The sequence below is a fragment of the Rhizobium sp. RCC_161_2 genome (assembly GCF_041355235.1).
Lineage (GTDB): Bacteria > Pseudomonadota > Alphaproteobacteria > Rhizobiales > Rhizobiaceae > Rhizobium.
In genome coordinates this window covers 349,987-365,999 of record NZ_JBFUPL010000005.1, presented here as the reverse complement: position 1 = coordinate 365,999, position 16,013 = coordinate 349,987, and the positions used below count along the sequence as shown (strand labels likewise).

Annotated in this window: 14 protein-coding genes; 4 read left to right on the top strand and 10 right to left on the bottom strand. The window is 62.1% G+C overall.

The window, feature by feature from the left end:
• Positions 1–146: 146 nt before the first annotated feature.
• From AB6803_RS16260 to AB6803_RS16250, 3 genes are all read left to right on the top strand, one after another.
• Positions 147–497, top strand: coding sequence for a helix-turn-helix domain-containing protein (locus AB6803_RS16260; protein ID WP_007701799.1), 351 nt, complete (start codon positions 147–149; stop codon positions 495–497).
• An 11-nt stretch (positions 498–508) separates the two neighbouring features.
• Positions 509–1,363, top strand: a complete 855-nt coding sequence (locus AB6803_RS16255) for a C40 family peptidase (protein ID WP_371109842.1) — start codon at positions 509–511, stop codon at positions 1,361–1,363.
• 77 nt (positions 1,364–1,440) lie between these two features.
• On the top strand, positions 1,441–1,680 hold the full coding sequence (locus AB6803_RS16250; protein ID WP_371109841.1) for a hypothetical protein: 240 nt from the start codon (positions 1,441–1,443) through the stop codon (positions 1,678–1,680).
• A gap of 174 nt (positions 1,681–1,854) precedes the next feature.
• Here AB6803_RS16250 and AB6803_RS16245 read toward each other — a convergent pair whose 3' ends face one another.
• The 8 genes from AB6803_RS16245 to AB6803_RS16210 all read right to left on the bottom strand — a co-directional run bounded on the left by AB6803_RS16245 (position 1,855) and on the right by AB6803_RS16210 (position 12,755).
• Positions 1,855–3,249: an amidase gene (locus tag AB6803_RS16245; RefSeq protein ID WP_371109840.1), complete on the bottom strand. Its 1,395-nt coding sequence runs from the start codon at positions 3,247–3,249 to the stop codon at positions 1,855–1,857.
• A 25-nt stretch (positions 3,250–3,274) separates the two neighbouring features.
• Positions 3,275–4,132 carry an ABC transporter permease gene (locus AB6803_RS16240; protein WP_371109839.1) on the bottom strand — a complete coding sequence of 286 codons (858 nt, stop codon included), beginning with the start codon at positions 4,130–4,132 and terminating at the stop codon, positions 3,275–3,277.
• A complete protein-coding gene (locus AB6803_RS16235) occupies positions 4,129–5,082 on the bottom strand; it encodes an ABC transporter permease (protein ID WP_371109838.1) in 954 nt (317 codons plus the stop codon). Before AB6803_RS16235 ends, AB6803_RS16240 begins: the two co-directional genes overlap by 4 nt.
• A gap of 89 nt (positions 5,083–5,171) precedes the next feature.
• Positions 5,172–6,701 (bottom strand): ABC transporter substrate-binding protein, encoded by a 1,530-nt coding sequence (locus AB6803_RS16230; RefSeq protein WP_371109837.1) that lies wholly within the window; start codon positions 6,699–6,701, stop codon positions 5,172–5,174.
• Positions 6,702–6,868: 167 nt separating this feature from the next.
• Positions 6,869–7,786: a LysR family transcriptional regulator gene (locus tag AB6803_RS16225; protein ID WP_371109836.1), complete on the bottom strand. Its 918-nt coding sequence runs from the start codon at positions 7,784–7,786 to the stop codon at positions 6,869–6,871.
• A gap of 14 nt (positions 7,787–7,800) precedes the next feature.
• A complete protein-coding gene (locus tag AB6803_RS16220) occupies positions 7,801–8,799 on the bottom strand; it encodes a P1 family peptidase (protein ID WP_371109835.1) in 999 nt (332 codons plus the stop codon).
• Positions 8,800–9,122: 323 nt separating this feature from the next.
• Positions 9,123–9,317: a hypothetical protein gene (locus AB6803_RS16215; protein WP_371109834.1), complete on the bottom strand. Its 195-nt coding sequence runs from the start codon at positions 9,315–9,317 to the stop codon at positions 9,123–9,125.
• 513 nt (positions 9,318–9,830) lie between these two features.
• Positions 9,831–12,755 (bottom strand): aminotransferase, encoded by a 2,925-nt coding sequence (locus tag AB6803_RS16210; RefSeq protein ID WP_371109833.1) that lies wholly within the window; start codon positions 12,753–12,755, stop codon positions 9,831–9,833.
• Between the two features lie 361 nt (positions 12,756–13,116).
• Here AB6803_RS16210 and AB6803_RS16205 point away from each other — a divergent pair, with 361 nt between their 5' ends.
• Entirely contained in the window at positions 13,117–13,674 is a 558-nt protein-coding gene (locus tag AB6803_RS16205; protein WP_371109832.1) for a cytochrome b, read from the top strand.
• 31 nt (positions 13,675–13,705) lie between these two features.
• Here the strand turns inward: AB6803_RS16205 and purU are convergent, their stop codons facing one another.
• Both purU and AB6803_RS16195 read right to left on the bottom strand, forming a co-directional pair.
• The gene (purU, locus tag AB6803_RS16200) at positions 13,706–14,590 is read right to left on the bottom strand and encodes a formyltetrahydrofolate deformylase (RefSeq protein ID WP_371109831.1); all 885 of its coding nucleotides are present in this window, start codon (positions 14,588–14,590) and stop codon (positions 13,706–13,708) included.
• A gap of 166 nt (positions 14,591–14,756) precedes the next feature.
• Positions 14,757–15,992 carry a hypothetical protein gene (locus AB6803_RS16195; RefSeq protein ID WP_371109830.1) on the bottom strand — a complete coding sequence of 412 codons (1,236 nt, stop codon included), beginning with the start codon at positions 15,990–15,992 and terminating at the stop codon, positions 14,757–14,759.
• Positions 15,993–16,013: the final 21 nt, after the last annotated feature.

Here is a 16,013-nt window from a genome sequence, read left to right as displayed (position 1 = left end):
CACGAGGTGGCCACCGCAGCCATCTTCCTCCCACCCCCTCGACAAGCTCAGGAGCGGGGCGAAGGGTTGGAATAAATCACCCCCTTGAATCCGCCACGATCTTGGCGGAAACTGAAACGGTAGCGTAACGATCTCCGGGGTTGCCTTTGCCGCTTGAACTCTCTGCCTCGCAGGCTCTCGGCCTCTGGCATGGCGTGGCGCTCGAACAAGTGCGCCGCGAGGATCATGATTTGACCCTGCGGCAGACAACAATCCTCCTGCAGATCTATCTCGTGCCGCCGCCGCATACCGTGCGCGGGCTTGCTGCGACGCTCGGCGTCACCAAGCCGGTCATTACCCGCGCGCTCGATACCATGGGCGAGATGGGGCTGGTCGACCGTGTGCGCGACGACCGCGATCGTCGCAATGTCATCATCAAGCGCACGGTAACGGGCGCGCTCTATCTCGAAAAGCTCGGTGATCTCGTCATCGCGCAAGGCCGCAAACTATCAGTCTAGGAACCATCGTCATGACGCTCGACCGCCGCCTTAATGCCTTTCGGCCCGATCTCGCCGAAGCCTCCCTTCGGGGCAAGGTCGAGGCCGAGCGCTTCGTCGAGGGCGTGAGCGCGCAGGTGGTCGTCCCCGTCGTTGCCCTTCGTCCTCAGCCGGATCTGGCACGCGGCATCGATACGGAGCTGTTGCTCGGCGAAGAGGTTACGGTTTTCGAGCGCAAGGACGGTTGGGCCTGGGTCAAGGCTGTTTCGGACGGCTATGTCGGCTATCTGCCCGAAGATACGGTCAAGGAGGGGCTGGCGGCACCGACCCATATTGTCGTTCCGCAGCGGACTTTCCTTTATCCGGAGCCGGAATTACGCAAGCCCTATACCGGCGTGCTCTCCATGGGCAGCCGCATTCGTGTCACCGGCACAGCGGAGGCGCGCGGCAATCATTACGTTGTGCTGGAAGACGGGACCGCCATTTTCGCCAAGCATGTGCAGCCGATCGGCTACAATGACGGCGGCGACTATGTCGATATCGCCGCGAAATTCATGGAAACGCCCTATCTCTGGGGCGGCCGCTCCGGCCTTGGCGTCGACTGCTCCAGCTTGATCCAGCTTGCGCTCCTGATGACGGGCCGCGCCGCGCCGCGCGATTCCGACATGCAGGCGGCCGGGCTTGGCGAGCCGATCGCCCGCGAAGAACTGCGTCGTGGCGACTTCGTCTTCTGGAAAGGCCATGCGGCGGTGATGGAAGATGCGGAAACCATGATCCATGCCAACGGCCACACCATGACCGTCGCGCGTGAGAATTTCGCCGCCGCCGTGGAGCGCATCGGCTGGCTCTATGAGCAGCCGACCGGCTACCGACGCTTCAGCGATTGAGCGCTGATCGGAACCGTCGCGGGTCTGGACCGTTATTCTCTCGATTGAGCATCGTTTTGTTCGAGAGGAGAAGCATCATGCCGATTACCGCGATGGAACAGGTGATCAGGGACATTCTCGGCGACAGCCATCTCAGGCGCAGCCGCAAGATCGACCGGCTGCTCGAGCTGCAGAGCGAAGCGCGCGGCATTCAGCGCGCTGGCAGTGAAAGCATGATGAGCGCCGACGACGGTCTGCAGGATGATCTGCGCGTCATCGAGAAGGCGCTTCAGGATCTCGGCGCCGATGTCGAGGAAAAGGGTGCGGCGACGCTGTAGTGGTGGTGGAATCCTCACCCTCGCCCCGCCGGGGAGAGGGTCGCGCGGTACGCGCGGGGTGAGGGGGCGTTACTGGGAAGAGGGATACTCGTCAGCCGCAAAGGTCGGCTCCGAGTATGCCGGGCTACCCCCTCATCCGCCCTTCGGGCACCTTCTCCCCGAGGGGAGAAGGGGTTATGCGACTGGCGCTTTCGGCCAGTTCGTCACGCCGCCCGACCAGGTCTCAAAGGCTTTCGAGAGTTTCAGCACCAGCATGTCGCCAAAACGTGGGCCGACGATCTGCAGGCCGATCGGCATGCCGGAGCGGGAGAAGCCGCAATTGATCGAGGAGGCCGGCTGTTCCGACATGTTCCAGGGAACGGTGAAGCCGATATGCTCGAAGGGCAGGGCCGGATCGTTGGTCGGCGAGGCCCATTCGGCTGGATAGGAGACGATCGGATTGGTCGGCGACAGCACCGCGTCAACCTGAGTGAAGAGCTTGCCGCAGCTCTTGCGCATTTCGATCGTCTGGTTGAAGCCACGCACGGCGTCGACGCCGCTGACATCGGCGCCGCCCTTTGCCCAGGAGTGGATATAGGGCAGGATCATTTCGCGGCGTTCTTCGCTCAGATTGACGATATCGCCCCAAAAACGCGCCCGCCAGAAGACATCCAGCCCGTCGAGCATCTGCCGCGTCAGCACCGGCGCGACGTCGATGACGGTGGCGCCGGCCTCTTCGAAATGCTTGGCAGCGGCAATAACAGCATTGCGCACCTCGTCATCGACAGGCAGACCGCAGCCGGCGTCGAGCATCAGGCCGATCTTCAAGCCGCGCGCATCGATATCGAGATCCATCCAGTTGAAATCGTTTGGCGGCAGACTGGTGCCGTCGCGCCAGTCGGCACGCGACAGCGTCGCCATGGAGTAGGCGGCGTCCTCGACCGTGCGGGTCATCGGGCCGGCGCAGCGGCCGACATAATAGGGATCGACGGGGATGCGGCCATGGCTCGGTTTGAAGCCGAAAATGCCGGTCCAGCCGGCGGGCAGCCGCACCGAGCCGCCGATATCCGTACCGATATGCAGCGGGCCATAGCCGGCCGCGGCCGCTGCCGAAGCACCAGCGCTGGAGCCGCCGGGGTTCTGCGTCGGGTCCCAGGGGTTACGGCTGAGCTTGTGGAAGCTGGAGAGACCGGAGGAGAGCATGCCGTAATCGGGACAAGTGGTCTTGGCGAAGATCACCGCGCCATCCTCGCGCATCCGCGCGGCAATCGGCGCATCCTCGACGGCGGGAGCGAGTTCGACGGCGGCCGTGCCGAGCGGCACCGGCTGGCCCTTGGTGGCGATCAGTTCTTTGAGCGTCACCGGAATACCGTCGAGCGGCCCGAGCGCCGCACCCTTCGCCCAGCGTTCGGTGGAGGCGGCCGCCTGCTTGCGCGCGTCTTCCGGGTCATAGGCGTAGAGAGCGGCGATGGTCGGCTCCCAGGCCGCGATATGCGTTTCCAGCGCTAGCCAGTATTCGCTCGGCGAAAGGCTCTTTGCGGAAAACTTCTCAAGGAGCTGGCGGATGGAAAGGTCGGTCGTTTCGGTCATGGTCGATACTCTTTGTGGTCTGAAATCAGCGGCGGGCTTCGCGCGGATCGAGAAGATCCCGCAGGCCGTCACCGAGCATGTTGAAGCCGAGGACGGAAAGCGCGATGGCGAGACCCGGCAGGATGGCGAGCCAAGGCGCCAGTCCGAGATAGGTCTGCGCATCCGCCAGCATCCGTCCCCAGGTCGGGGCCGGCGGCGGCACGCCGAGGCCGAGGAAGCTCAAGCCCGCCTCGGTCAGGATCGCCAGGCCAAGCTGGATCGTCGCCTGCACGATGATGCCGCTCAGGATATTCGGCAGCACATGCCGCATGGTGATCGAGAAGGGCGTGTTGCCGATGGCGCGCGCCGCCAGCACATAGTCGCGGCTCCAGGCCTGCAACGCCGAACTCAGCGCCACGCGGGCAAAGACGGGAACCATGAAGGTGGCGATGGCGATGATGGCGGTCAGGCGTCCGGTACCGAGAAACGCCCCGAGAATCATCGCCGACAGGATCGGCGGCAGCGCGAAGATGACATCGCAAGCGCGCATGACCAACGCCTCGAACAGACCGCGCTGCGCGGCGGCGGCAACACCGATCATCGTGCCGATCGTGCCGCCGATCGCCACCGCCGACACCGAGATCGACAGCGAATTCCAGCAGCCGGCCATCAGCATCGACAGCACGTCGCGGCCGAGCTGATCGGTGCCGAGAAGGCCGAAGCCGAGCGGCGGCTGCAGCTTGTGAATGATCTGCATCTTCGCCGGCGGTAATGGCGTCCAGAAGAGCGATAGAACGGCGACGCCGACAAGTGCGAGGATGATGATTGCGCCGACGATCAGATTGGCGCGGCGCAGCGCGCGAAAACGGGAACGGCGAGGGGAGGCGGTTTCGGCCATGGTCATCGTGCCGCTCCGCTGCGAAGTCTCGGGTCGATGATCAGATAGGAGAGATCGACCAGGAAATTGACGACGATGACAAGCCCGGCGAAGAACAGCACGACATCCTGAAGGACGATGACGTCGCGCTGGCTGAGCGCCTGATAGGCGAGCCGTCCGAGGCCGGGCAGGTTAAAGACATTCTCGATCAGCACCGCGCCGGCGACGAGGAAGGTGAATTGCAGGCCGAGAATGGTCATTACCGGCATCAGCGCATTGGGCACGACATGCCCCCAGAGCACCGCACTGCGAGACAAGCCCTTGGCAACAGCCGTGCGGGCAAAATCCTCATGCAGCGTGTCGAGCACCGCCGAGCGGGTGACACGGGTCAGCACGCCCGCCTGCGGCAGGGCCAGCGCTACCGCCGGCATGATCAGTGCCTTCAACGCCGGCCACAGGCCATTGCCCCAGCCGGAAAAGCCGACGGCCGGCATCCAGCCGAGCGAGGTCGCGAACAACAGGATCAGCAACAGCCCCACCCAGAAGCCGGGCACGGCGATGCTCATCTGCGAGAACAGCGTGGCGATGATGTCGAAGACGCCGCCGCGCTTGGCGGCGGCGGCAACGCCGAGCGGCACCGAGATCAGGATGGAGAGAAGGATAGCGAGGATGGCGAGCGGCAGCGTCACGGCAAGCCGCTCGAGGATGAGGCCGGCAACCGGTACGCCATAGGTATAGGACATGCCGAGATTGCCGGTCAGCGCGCCGCCAAGCCACTGGCCGTAGCGGAGGATCAGCGACTGGTCGAGGCCCATCTCGTGTCTGAGTGCCGCCAGCGTCTCCGGCGTTGCCGATGTGCCGAGCGTGATGGCGGCGGGATCGCCCGGCAGCAGGGCCATCACCGCGAAAAGCAGCAGCGAAACGGCGATCAGGGTCAGGAAAAGGCCCATGATCCGGCGGGTGAGAAGTACGATCATTGCATGTCCATGGCCGGGTCACGCCCGGCATCGAGGCTTCCTGCGACAGGCGGACGCGCCGCCGGTCACAAGCTTGGAGCCGATACCGCTCAGTCTTCCCAGGAAACGTTGGTCAGGACGTTCGAGGGAATTGGCTCGTTCTCCCAGAGCCCTTTCAGCTTCTTGTCCCAGACCCCGAGTTTCGGCATGACGAAGAGGAAGAGTGCCGGCACGTCCTCGGCGAGGATTGTCTGTGCCTGGCCATAGAGCTTGTCCTGCTCGGCCGGATCGGCAGTCAGCTGGACCTTCTTCATCAACTCGTTGAAATCAGGGTTCTTATAATTGAAATAATAGGGGTCGCGCGCATAGATGTCGATGTCGCGCGGCTCGGCGTGGGCGACGATGGTCATGTCGTAGTCGCGGCCGGTAAAGACGTCCTGCACCCATTTCGCCGGGAATTCCGTCGGCTCGATATTCATGGTCACGCCGATATCGGCAAACATTGCCTGCATCACCTGCGCGCTTCTGGGCGCATAGGCCATTTGCGGCGTCTTGATGGTAAAGGTGAAGCCATTCGGATAGCCGGCTTCGGCCAGCAGCGCCTTGGCCTTGGCCGGATCAAAGGGCAGCGTGCCGGTCAGATCCTGATAACCCGGATCGTTCGGCGTGTAATGGCTGCCGATCGCTGTGCCGAAGCCCGACCAGGCGCCGTCGATGACCGTCTTGCGATCGAGCGCCATCATCAGGGCCTGACGCACCCGCTTGTCGTCGAAGGGCTTGCGCGTGTTGTTCATGCCGGCGACGACCTTGAGCTCGGTATTGCCGACCTTGGTCATCAGCCTGGGGTCGCCGTCGAAGGAGCTCATCAGCTCGGGCGCGCCGAATTCCGGAAAGGCATCGAGGTCGCCGGCCTTGAGGGCCGCCGCTTCCGCCTGCGGGTCGGGAATGAAGCGGAAGGTCACCTTCTCCAGCTTCACATCGACGGATTTGTTCCAGTAGTCCGGGTTCTTGGCAAGTTCGACATGGTCGCCCTTGGCCCAGGACGTGAATTTGAACGGTCCGGTGCCGACGGGGGTCGTCTTGTCGTTGGCGGAAGATTTCGGCCCGACCATGACGGAAGAGGGCCAGCCGAGCCAGTAGAGCAGGCTGCCGGTCTGCGAGGAAAGATGCAGCACCAGCGTTTCGGGATCCGGCGTGTCGATCGAGGCGATGGTGGCGAAAAAGCGCTTCTGCGGATTGACGGATTTGGCGTCGCGGGCACGGTCGAGCGTGAATTTCGCCGCCGCCGAATCGAAGGCCTGGCCATCGTGGAATTTGACGCCGGTCTGCAGCTTGAACGTATAGGTCAACCCATCGGGAGAAATCTCCCAGCTCTTGGCAAGCTGCGGTATGACCTTGCCGCTCTCGTCGATGGCGACCAGCCCTTCGAAGATGTTCTGCCAGGTCACCTGACCAATCGCGACGGGGGCGGCGATCGTCGGATCGAGGCCGGTGGGTTCGACCGTCATGCCGATGTTCAGCGTCGTCTTGGCCGCTTCGGCCGAGGTCATCCCCATCAGCAGCAGCCCCGCCGAGATTGCGGCGCCACAGGCAAGACGGCGAGCAAAATCGCCCAGGCTCGGACGTAAAAACGTGGTCATATCAGTTCCCTTGGCTCTAGCTCGCAATACCGGCTTTTCCCTCCGGCATACGGCCCTTTTTCAAAATAGTGTCATCTCGCAGGCGCACACACAATTCTAAAAATGTGTGCTCAGTGTAGCTGATATGGCTACACTGATTTTGCCTGGTTGAAATCCTTCGCCTGCGATCAATCGTACTTCCCCTTGTCGACGACCTGTTCGCGCATAAAGCGCTCGATGAAATCGAGAAACTTGCCGGCGGCGAAGGAGAGTTGGCGGTCCGGCGCGACGCAGAGATCGATCGGCGTCCTGATCCCCTTGCCGCCGGCGACCGGCAGCGCCACCAGCTGGCCGGCCTGGATTTCCCGCTGCACGGTCAGCGCCGGCAGCATGGTGATGGCCGCCCCTCGCAGCACCAGTTCCTTCTGCATTTCCAGCGAGCTGCTCTCGAACACCGGATCGAGCACCAGCCCTTCGCGCTCGAACAGCCCATCGAAGGCCTGCCGCGCGCCGAAGGATCGGTCGGGCACGGCGAGCGAATGCCCTGCAAGTTCGGCAAGGGAGACCTCTTTGCGTGTCGCCAGCGGATGGCTCGTCGCGGCGATGACGTCATAGGTGATTTCGGAGCGCAGCCGTACCTTGGTTCCCGACAGCGGCGGCGCGAACAATGTCACGGCGATATCGGCCTCGGCGCCGTTGACGGCTTCGATGGCGCTGCGGGCGCTGGTGATATTCACCTCGAAGCGCAGCTTCGGATAGCGCAGGCTGAATTCGGCAAGCGCCGGCGCCAGCAGGTTGGCGACGGTGGCGCCGCTGGCATAGACGCTGACGCGGCCGCGCTGCAGTCCCTTCAGGTCTTCGATCAGCTGATGCACATGGTCGAGTTCACGCAGCGTCCGGCCGGCGCGCACCGCCAGCAGCTCGCCGGCGGCGGTCAGCTTGACGCCGCGAGCGCTGCGTTCGACCAGCGGCGTGCCGAAATGATATTCGAGATTTTCGATCTGCCGGCTGATCGCCGTCGGCGCGACGTTCAGGTTTTCCGCCGCCTGGCGCATGGAGTTGGTGCGTACCAGCTCGTCGAAATAGATTAGCGCCCGGATCTGCATGGATGGATCTCCGGCTAGGCCGTTCGGTTGGGAAAGCGATCCCGCCAGGCCGGCTGCGCGCCCTCGACCGGCAGCGCCGTTGCCTCGTATACGCCGCGTGCAATCGCGCGGGCCATGACGATGGTGGCGAGATGGCAAAGCTCCATGAAGCTCGGCATGTCGTCTCTTGGATGCCTGGCGGTGGAGGCGGCGAAAACCGTGTCGCCGTCGAGCGGCAGATGCGCCGGCAGAAGCGCGCGGGCAAGGCCGTCATGGCCGCAGATCGACAGGCGATGGGCTTCCGCCTTGGTCAATTGTGCGTCTGTGACGATGGCGCCGATGGTGGTTGCCGTGACATTTCCGCCTTTCAGCCGCAGGCGCGTGTCGATGGTCCCGGGCATGCCGAGCCCGCCGAATTCGCCCTTCTCTTCGAAGGGCGCTGCCCAGAAATGCGGGCTGTCGCCGATAGTGGCGGTACCGAGAGCATTGACGGCAACAATGGCGGCGATCCTGTGTCCCCTGCTGCTGATGGCGCTGGCCGAGCCGAGCCCGCCCTTGATCGTCGCCGTCGTCCCGCCTGTGCCCGCACCGACGGTGCCGAGCGCGAAGGCGCCCTTTTGCGCGGCTTTGAAGGCGGCGTAGCCCATGTCGCGATAGGGCGAATAGAGGCCCCAATCCTTGTTGCCGCCATTGATAAGATCGAAGAGGATCGCCTGCGGCACCAGGGGAATGAGCGCCGTTCCGATCTGCAGGCCGCGCCCAATCTCACGCAGGCCCGCCTGCACGCCGCCGGCCGCATCGAGCCCGAAGGCCGAACCGCCCGACAGCACCAGCCCGTCAACCGTGCTGATGGTCATCGCCGGATCGAGCAAGGCCGTGTCCCGCCCGCCGGGCGCACCGCCAAGCACGGAGCCGGAGGCGACCGCCGGCTCGTCGAAGATGATGGCGGTGACGCCGGAGCCAAGCGCAAGATCGGTGGAATGACCGACGGCAACACCGTCGATGTCGGTCAGGAGATTGAGGAGGTCAGCCAATGAAAAATCCTTCGCCTTTCGAAGCGCGAGGTTGTCATGGCGATAGGATCGCAAAGAGGGGGAAAAGACAAGATGGGTTTGTGGCGCGCGCGCTGTAGGGGCCGACCCTCGTGGTTCGAGACGGCCCTGTGGGCCTCCTCACCATGAGGGCGGAATGGACCTCTGTCGAGATGTAACAAAATCCGATTGCGGAAACGCAAGCAGTATAGGGTCGGCCATTGAGACGAAAAGACTAGCCCTCACCCTGAGGTGGGAGTCCTGAGCTTGTCGAAGGGCGAGGGCGGGTGATGTGGTAATGCAAAAGTGGCGGCTAAGCCGGTCCATCAAACGTGGATCGGCTTAGCCTGTTGGCGTGAGAGGAGATCGCGGATGGCGAGCTTGACCTCGTCCGTGCTTCTGAAACGCTGTTCGTCCAGATCGTGGACATGGTATTTCACGGCGATGAACTTCAGCCGGTCTTCATCCGGAATAACGATGCCGACGGGAACGCCGGCATATTCGATGACTTGCTTCTTCATAAAAAATACTCCCTCCGCGCCCTAGCGGCGCAGACATGGCGAATTGACTGTTTGAATCCGATTAGGGGACGAACGTCACATTCGACAGCACGGGCGGGAGAGCACGCCCGAACGGTCATGGCCAAGCACGGACCACCCAAGGATCGAGGCGGTGAATTTGATATTCAGCATGTCACTTTCCTTAGTTGGTGTTGTACTTGTTCTGGCTCCGCTTAAGGGAGCCGGTGATCCGGTGTGCTATTATCTACAACCTTAGCAGAGAATAGCGATTCCATCTCCAGAAACATATTCCGAAAGATGTCAAAATATCGACGATCGGTAAAATATAATTCCGTACCTGGCTAATTACGAGGATGGTTGTATCAACCTCCGCGCAACCTCCCGTAGCGGAACGGCATCGCCGATCACCGATGGACAGATAGGAATTACCGCGAGATTCGACAATCCCCAAAAGGCACTAAAATTCGCTTGCCGCCAAATTACCCTAATGGTTAATGCCATCGCCGGGAGAGATTAGACGGTGTCTTCCAGAGCCTTTTCCAAGGCTTTGACGAAGAAATCGGTGCTCTCGACCGAAAGGCAAAGTGGCGGTTTGATCTTCAACACATTCAGGTGATCGCCGGTCGGCTGCATGATGACGCCGAGATCGAGCAGCCTGTCGCAGATGGCGGCCGTTTCTTCTGTCGCGGGCGTCAGCGTCTCGCGATTGCGCACGAATTCGACACCGAGATAAAGACCGGTGCCGTGCACCGCGCCGATCAACGGAAAGTGTTCCATCAGCGCGATCAATCCTGCCTTCAGATGATCGCCGACGACGCGGGCATTTTCCTGCAGGCCCTCGTCCCTGATGATGTCGAGCACGGTGAGGCCGACGACCGAGCTTACCGGGCTGCCGCCGGCCGAGGAGAAGAAATAGCCTTCCTTTTCCAGCGATGCGGCGATCTCCTTCTGGGTAATGACTGCGCCGAGCGGATGGCCATTGCCCATGCCCTTGGCGATGGTAATGATATCCGGCACGACACCCTGTTGCTCGAAGCCCCAGAAATGATGGCCGAGCCGGCCGTAGCCCACCTGTACCTCGTCGGCGATGCAGAGGCCGCCGCGCTCGCGCACAGCGGCATAGACATCGGTGAGGTAGCCATGCGGCAGCGCGATGCCACCGGCATTGCCATAGACCGGTTCGGCGATGAAGCCGGCAAGACCCTCGCCCTTCTCGTCGATTGCCTCCAGTACCGTCGTGACGCTGGCCACGTAGTCAGCGCCCGAATCAGGTCCCCGGAACGGGCCGCGATAGCTATTGGGTGAAACGGCGGGGTGCACCCAGTCCGGCCGTGTCGTCAGCGCCTGCGGATTATCGGCGACGGAGGTGGAGACGGCGTCGCTTGCCAGCGTCCAGCCGTGATAGGCCTCCAGCAGGCAGAGCATGTTTTTCTTGCCCGTATGCGCCCAGGCGAGCCGGACGGCGAGGTCGTTGGCCTCGGAGCCGCTGTTGACGAGGAAGACGGTATCCAGACCCTCCGGCGCCAGCGCCGCCAGTCGTTCGGAGAACTCAGCGACGGCGGCATAGTGGAAGCGGGAGTTGGTGTTGAGCCGCGACCATTGCTGCTCGACGGCCGCGGTCAGGCGCGGATGCGCATGGCCGAGCATGGTGACGTTATTGACCATGTCGAGATAGGCGCGGCCTTCCACGTCGAACAGGAATTCGCGCCAGCCGCGTTCGATCTGCGGTGGGGTCTCGTAATAATGCTTCTGTGGCCTGGCGAAATGCGCCTCGCGCCGGGTAAGCAGGGCGCCGTCTTCTCGCGGTGCTTCGCAAGTTGGGCTTAGAAGGACTGCGGGCGAGGGGCAGACGGCCGACCAACCGTCGGCCTGATGTGCCACGGCAAAGAGTGGCGGCACCCGCGATGCGGAGCGGCAGAGCTGCACGCGCAGACCACCAACCGTCGAACCCTCGCCGGCGATGGTGCCGATGGTCGCACCCCGCTCGATCTCCGCGCCCTCTTCCAGCGTGCAATCGATGCCGTCGAGATGCAGGCTGACTGCGTCGCTCACCAGAACGAGATGCTGGCCGTCCCACTGAATGCGTCCGGCAAAGGGGGCCGCGACCGTCGTTCCGGCGGGCAGGCAGACATCGCTGTGCAGCGCGAAATTCTGCGGCGGCGTCATGCTCAGCAGCTCGCCGCGCGACAGGCGGAATTCGCCATAGCGCGTCGCGGCCGTGCCGGAGGCGACAGCCTCCTTGGCGAGCAGCCGCCAGTCCATGTCGGGCTTCCGCCAATTGCCATCGGAAAAATGCGGGCTGGTCGTGGAAAGATCGACGGCGGCGATGGTGTCCGGCGCGATATCCGGCAGCAGCGCCGACCAGCCATCGGTGGCGATCTGGGCGATGTCGAGACCGGCGGCGCGCAGGATCGCCGCTTCCATCACCTCCGGATCGGCGCCGGTGGCGACGTCGAAGATCTCGCGCTCGTGCTCGAGATTGCCGCGCACATAGTCGTTCTCGGGGTCGATGGCGAGCTGCTGCTCGCCACTGGCGGCAAGGATAACGGCGCGGGCGACGATCAGCGGCCACAGCGCCTTCAGCTCGGCTTCCTCGAGCGGATAGACCGCGTGATAGGCCTTGATGGCGGGAATGACGACGAAGGGATCGCCTTCGGCATGGTGCAGCAGCGAGGCGCAGGTGACGGCGAGGTCGCCCACCAGCCAGCCCTGAATGATGTCGCCGAAATCGATCACGCCGTCCGGGATCGGCTGGCCATGCGTATCCGGATGGCAGACGACATTGTCGTCGGTGACGTCATGATGGACGGGCTGGACGCGAAGCTCAGCTGCGAGCGGCTGGATGCGCTTGACAGCGGCGACCATCGTCTTGGCGATGCGGTCGCGCGTGTCGTGATCTGTTATGTCGGATAGGAGCTGCACGGCGACCGGGCCGGCGCGCCGCAGGTCCCATTGCAGGTTGCGGTGGAGACCGGGATGGTCGAAATCGGCGAGATCGCGGGCAAGCCGCGCCGAGAGGGTTCCGAGCGCTGAGACCGAGGCAAGCGGCAAATGCTTGCGCCGCGTCAACGATTGGCCGGGAAGATAGTTGAGCAAGCGAACGAGGTAATCCTGGTCGCGAATGGTGACAGCCAGAATGTCCCAGCCGTTCAGCGATGGCACGATATTGGGGACGCGCGGCGCATCCGGTTTGGCGTGGAGATGGCGGATGGCGGCATTCTGTGCCTCGAGCTCCACCATGTCATATTCCGTGCGGCAGACCTTCAGAACATAATTGCTCGTGCCGGTGTCGATGCGGTAATTGCGGTCCTGCTGGCTGCCGAGTTCGGTGAGCGTTCCGGACAGGCCGTAATGCGTCTGCAGAAGTTCGGCCGCTTCCTCCGGCGTGATGTCCGGTCTCGGCAGTTGCATACGATTGACGAGCGCGGCGTCGGTCATGGCTCCCCCGGATGGTTCGTTTCAATCGACACTAAACCATTCCATTCTAAAGAAAATCATCGAAAACAGATAGGGTGATCGAACGATAGGATAGAAGATAGGCCACCGATCGCGTCTGCCTAGATGCAGACATCGCTCAACCTCGATGGGATAGCTGCACCGGGCAGCGTCTTGCTGGACGGTCTCTATCACCTCGCGTCAGGCGTTCTTGCTCGGCGCGAGGGTCAACCGCATCCGGATTTGACAGCCGCCACGGGCCTGTCCGCTCGCAAGAAGGTGATTGGGCAAGCCCTCAAATCAGCCATATTCCGGCCGATCACGCCATAAACATCGAATCCCAGGACCACCGGAGAATCACTATATGTCCGCTATTACCGAGGCCCCGTCCGATGCGCCAACACTCCGATACCGGCCGTCGCAGCGAATTCTGCACTGGATCATGGCCATCGTGATCATCTCAGCGCTCGGCATCGGCCTTTATTGCTCCTATCTTGAGCCGGGCTCGGCGCTCCGCCGTGGCCTTCTCGATGTGCATAAATCGCTCGGCATGACGGCGCTGGTATTGATCGTCATCCGCCTGCCACTCAGGCTTTCCCTGGGCGAGCCTGCGTATCGCCAGCCGCTCGGCACCCTCAACCACTATGCGGCGTGGGGTGTGCATATCCTGCTTTACGGGCTAATGATCCTGATGCCGCTCGCCGGCTACACGACCTCGGCAGCCAGCGGTCGCGACCTGCCGTGGTTCGGGCTTTTCGAGTGGCCCAACCTCCTGCCGTTCGACAAGCCGCTGGCAAGAGCCGCCGCCGAGATCCATGAATATGGGGCCTATTGTCTCTACGCGATCGTCAGCCTGCATATCCTGGCAGCCCTCTGGCACCATTTCTTCCAAAAGGACGAGGTGCTGCGTCGGATGCTGTAGTCGGGAAAGGCTCTCCGTCGAGAGCCCTCCCTCACCCCATCCTCTCGGATGCATAGCTTCCCGGGCTTGCCGGGAAGACGATGGTGCGGTTGCCGTTGAGGAAGGTGCGGTAGTGGATATGGGCATGGATGGCGCGCGCCAGCACCTGGCTCTCCACATCCCGGCCGATCGAGACGTAATCGTCCGCCGACTGCGCATGCGTGATACGCGCCGTGTCCTGCTCGATGATCGGACCTTCGTCCAGATCGGCAGTGACGTAATGCGCCGTCGCCCCGATCAGCTTCACACCGCGCTCATAGGCCTGCTTGTAGGGGTTGGCTCCCTTGAAGGACGGCAGGAAGGAATGGTGGATGTTGATGATCCTTCCGGACATCTTTTGGCACATGGAATCCGAGAGGATCTGCATGTAGCGGGCGAGCACGATCAGTTCCGTGCCGGTCTGCTCCACCACTTCCATGATCCGGGCTTCCGCCTGCGGCTTGTTGGCCTTGGTCACCGGAATATGGTGGAAGGGGATATCGTGGTTGACCACCACCTTCTGGTATTCGAAATGGTTGGAGACGACGCCGACGATATCGATCGGCAGTGCGCCGATCTTCCAGCGATAGAGCAGGTCGTTCAAACAATGGCCGAAGCGCGACACCATCAGCAGCACCTTCATGCGCTTCCTGGCATCGTGGATCTCGGCCTCCATCTCGAACTTCTTCGCGATCGGCTTGAAACCCTCGACCAGCGCCTCCTGTCCGACCCCTTGTTCGGAGATGAAGCTCACCCGCATGAAGAACTTGCCGGTATCGAGATCGTCGAACTGGCTGGAATCGACGATGTTGCAGCCCTGGTCGGCCAGATAATTGGCGATCGCCGCAACGATCCCGCGCGTCGATTGACAGGAAACCATCAATACATAGCTCGTCATGTCTCTTCTCTCTCCTGCCGGGGGTGCCCGCCTGCTTTGGTGCCGTCTGCTTAAATGAAATCGAAGGTATGGGGAATATGTCCCCCAACCATGTTTCGAGGGCTACTTTAGGCAAGATGATGGGAAAAACCGTTCCCGTTGCGTCTTCGAGCGGCGCATCCCCGCCTTAGCCGTTGGTGGCGAGCGAGAGCGTTTGCGGCTGCTTTGCCTGCGTGCCCTCGTTGAACTTCAGGAAGCCGACCAGCAGCCAGACCAGCCCGGCCGTCTTCATCGAGAAGATGGCCGTGGAACCGATCATCAGGTTCAGGAACAGGAAGAGGGAAAGGGCATGGCCGAGGCGCCGCTGATTGATGGTCTGGCCGCCGGGATAGAGTGAGGCGTAGAGCCAGAACAAGATCAGGCCGAAGATGGTGGCGCCATATATGATGTAGACATAGCCGCTGTCGTAGAAGATGCCGACCTGATCGAGCTGCAGGCCGATGGTGCTCTGCAGGTCCATGCCGAGGAAGGCTCTCACCGTACCGTTGATGCGGCCGACAAAATTATCGCCGGTAACGCCTGGCTTGAGGGCGTTGATGACGAAGCCGACGAGAATGATCAAGGGCATCGTCATCAGGTCGAGCATCTTCGGAAGCCAGGGATAGATGAAATAACCGGCGATGCTGATGAGGCTGAAGATCAGCATCGTACGTGTGTCGTTCGTCAGCAGAATCAGAATGACGGTCGATAGGAACAGCAGCCTGTCGGACAGTCGCAGCCGGCCGGAAAAGCTGATCAGATAGAGGACCATCACACCGCAGAAATTGGCAAGCGAGACCTGCTCCAGGAAGATGGACGATGAGCGATGGTCTATCAGCCCGAAGGAAAACCGCCCCTCGAACCCCAAGGCGCCACGGAACAGTCCGATATCGCTGTAGGTGGCCGGCGGTACGCCGCGCGTATTCTGAAAATATTCGGCGGGATGAAAGAGCGCGACATATTCCTTCACCGACACGATTTCGCAGATGAGCACGGCGAGCACGGCGATGCAGGAAATCCTGAACGCCAGCTTCACCGTGCGCTCGTTGCAAAGCCTGCCCATGATGGAGAACACGAAGATGATCATCACATTGCGAAGATGATCGACATAGGGCTGCTTGTTGATGGCGATGACGAAGACCGTCAGCACGATCGTCAGAAGCAGATAGAGGAGCGGCGCCATATCCTCCTCATAAATCCCCTTCTTCAATATATAGGCGAAGCTTGCCACCTGCAGGAGCACTTCGCTCATCACCACAGCATTTGGCGTCAGCGGCGTGATGTTGTGATTGATGAAGGCGAGGATGCAATTATACAGGACCGCGAGCAGCGAAATGGCGAGAATGACATAGTTTATGGGCTGCTTTTCGCCTGAGCTTTGCATGGAATATCCGGGGTCGTGGCG

What these genes read in the sequence shown, in the direction of transcription:
- AB6803_RS16255 (WP_371109842.1), top strand. Translation starts at nt 509, where the DNA reads ATGACGCTCGACCGCCGCCTTAATGCCTTTCGGCCCGATCTCGCCGAA.
- AB6803_RS16250 (WP_371109841.1), top strand. Translation starts at nt 1,441, where the DNA reads ATGCCGATTACCGCGATGGAACAGGTGATCAGGGACATTCTCGGCGAC.
- AB6803_RS16245 (WP_371109840.1), bottom strand. Translation starts at nt 3,249, where the DNA reads ATGACCGAAACGACCGACCTTTCCATCCGCCAGCTCCTTGAGAAGTTT.
- AB6803_RS16240 (WP_371109839.1), bottom strand. Translation starts at nt 4,132, where the DNA reads ATGACCATGGCCGAAACCGCCTCCCCTCGCCGTTCCCGTTTTCGCGCG.
- AB6803_RS16235 (WP_371109838.1), bottom strand. Translation starts at nt 5,082, where the DNA reads ATGATCGTACTTCTCACCCGCCGGATCATGGGCCTTTTCCTGACCCTG.
- AB6803_RS16230 (WP_371109837.1), bottom strand. Translation starts at nt 6,701, where the DNA reads ATGACCACGTTTTTACGTCCGAGCCTGGGCGATTTTGCTCGCCGTCTT.
- AB6803_RS16225 (WP_371109836.1), bottom strand. Translation starts at nt 7,786, where the DNA reads ATGCAGATCCGGGCGCTAATCTATTTCGACGAGCTGGTACGCACCAAC.
- AB6803_RS16215 (WP_371109834.1), bottom strand. Translation starts at nt 9,317, where the DNA reads ATGAAGAAGCAAGTCATCGAATATGCCGGCGTTCCCGTCGGCATCGTT.
- AB6803_RS16210 (WP_371109833.1), bottom strand. Translation starts at nt 12,755, where the DNA reads ATGACCGACGCCGCGCTCGTCAATCGTATGCAACTGCCGAGACCGGAC.
- AB6803_RS16205 (WP_371109832.1), top strand. Translation starts at nt 13,117, where the DNA reads ATGTCCGCTATTACCGAGGCCCCGTCCGATGCGCCAACACTCCGATAC.
- purU (WP_371109831.1), bottom strand. Translation starts at nt 14,590, where the DNA reads ATGACGAGCTATGTATTGATGGTTTCCTGTCAATCGACGCGCGGGATC.
- AB6803_RS16195 (WP_371109830.1), bottom strand. Translation starts at nt 15,992, where the DNA reads ATGCAAAGCTCAGGCGAAAAGCAGCCCATAAACTATGTCATTCTCGCC.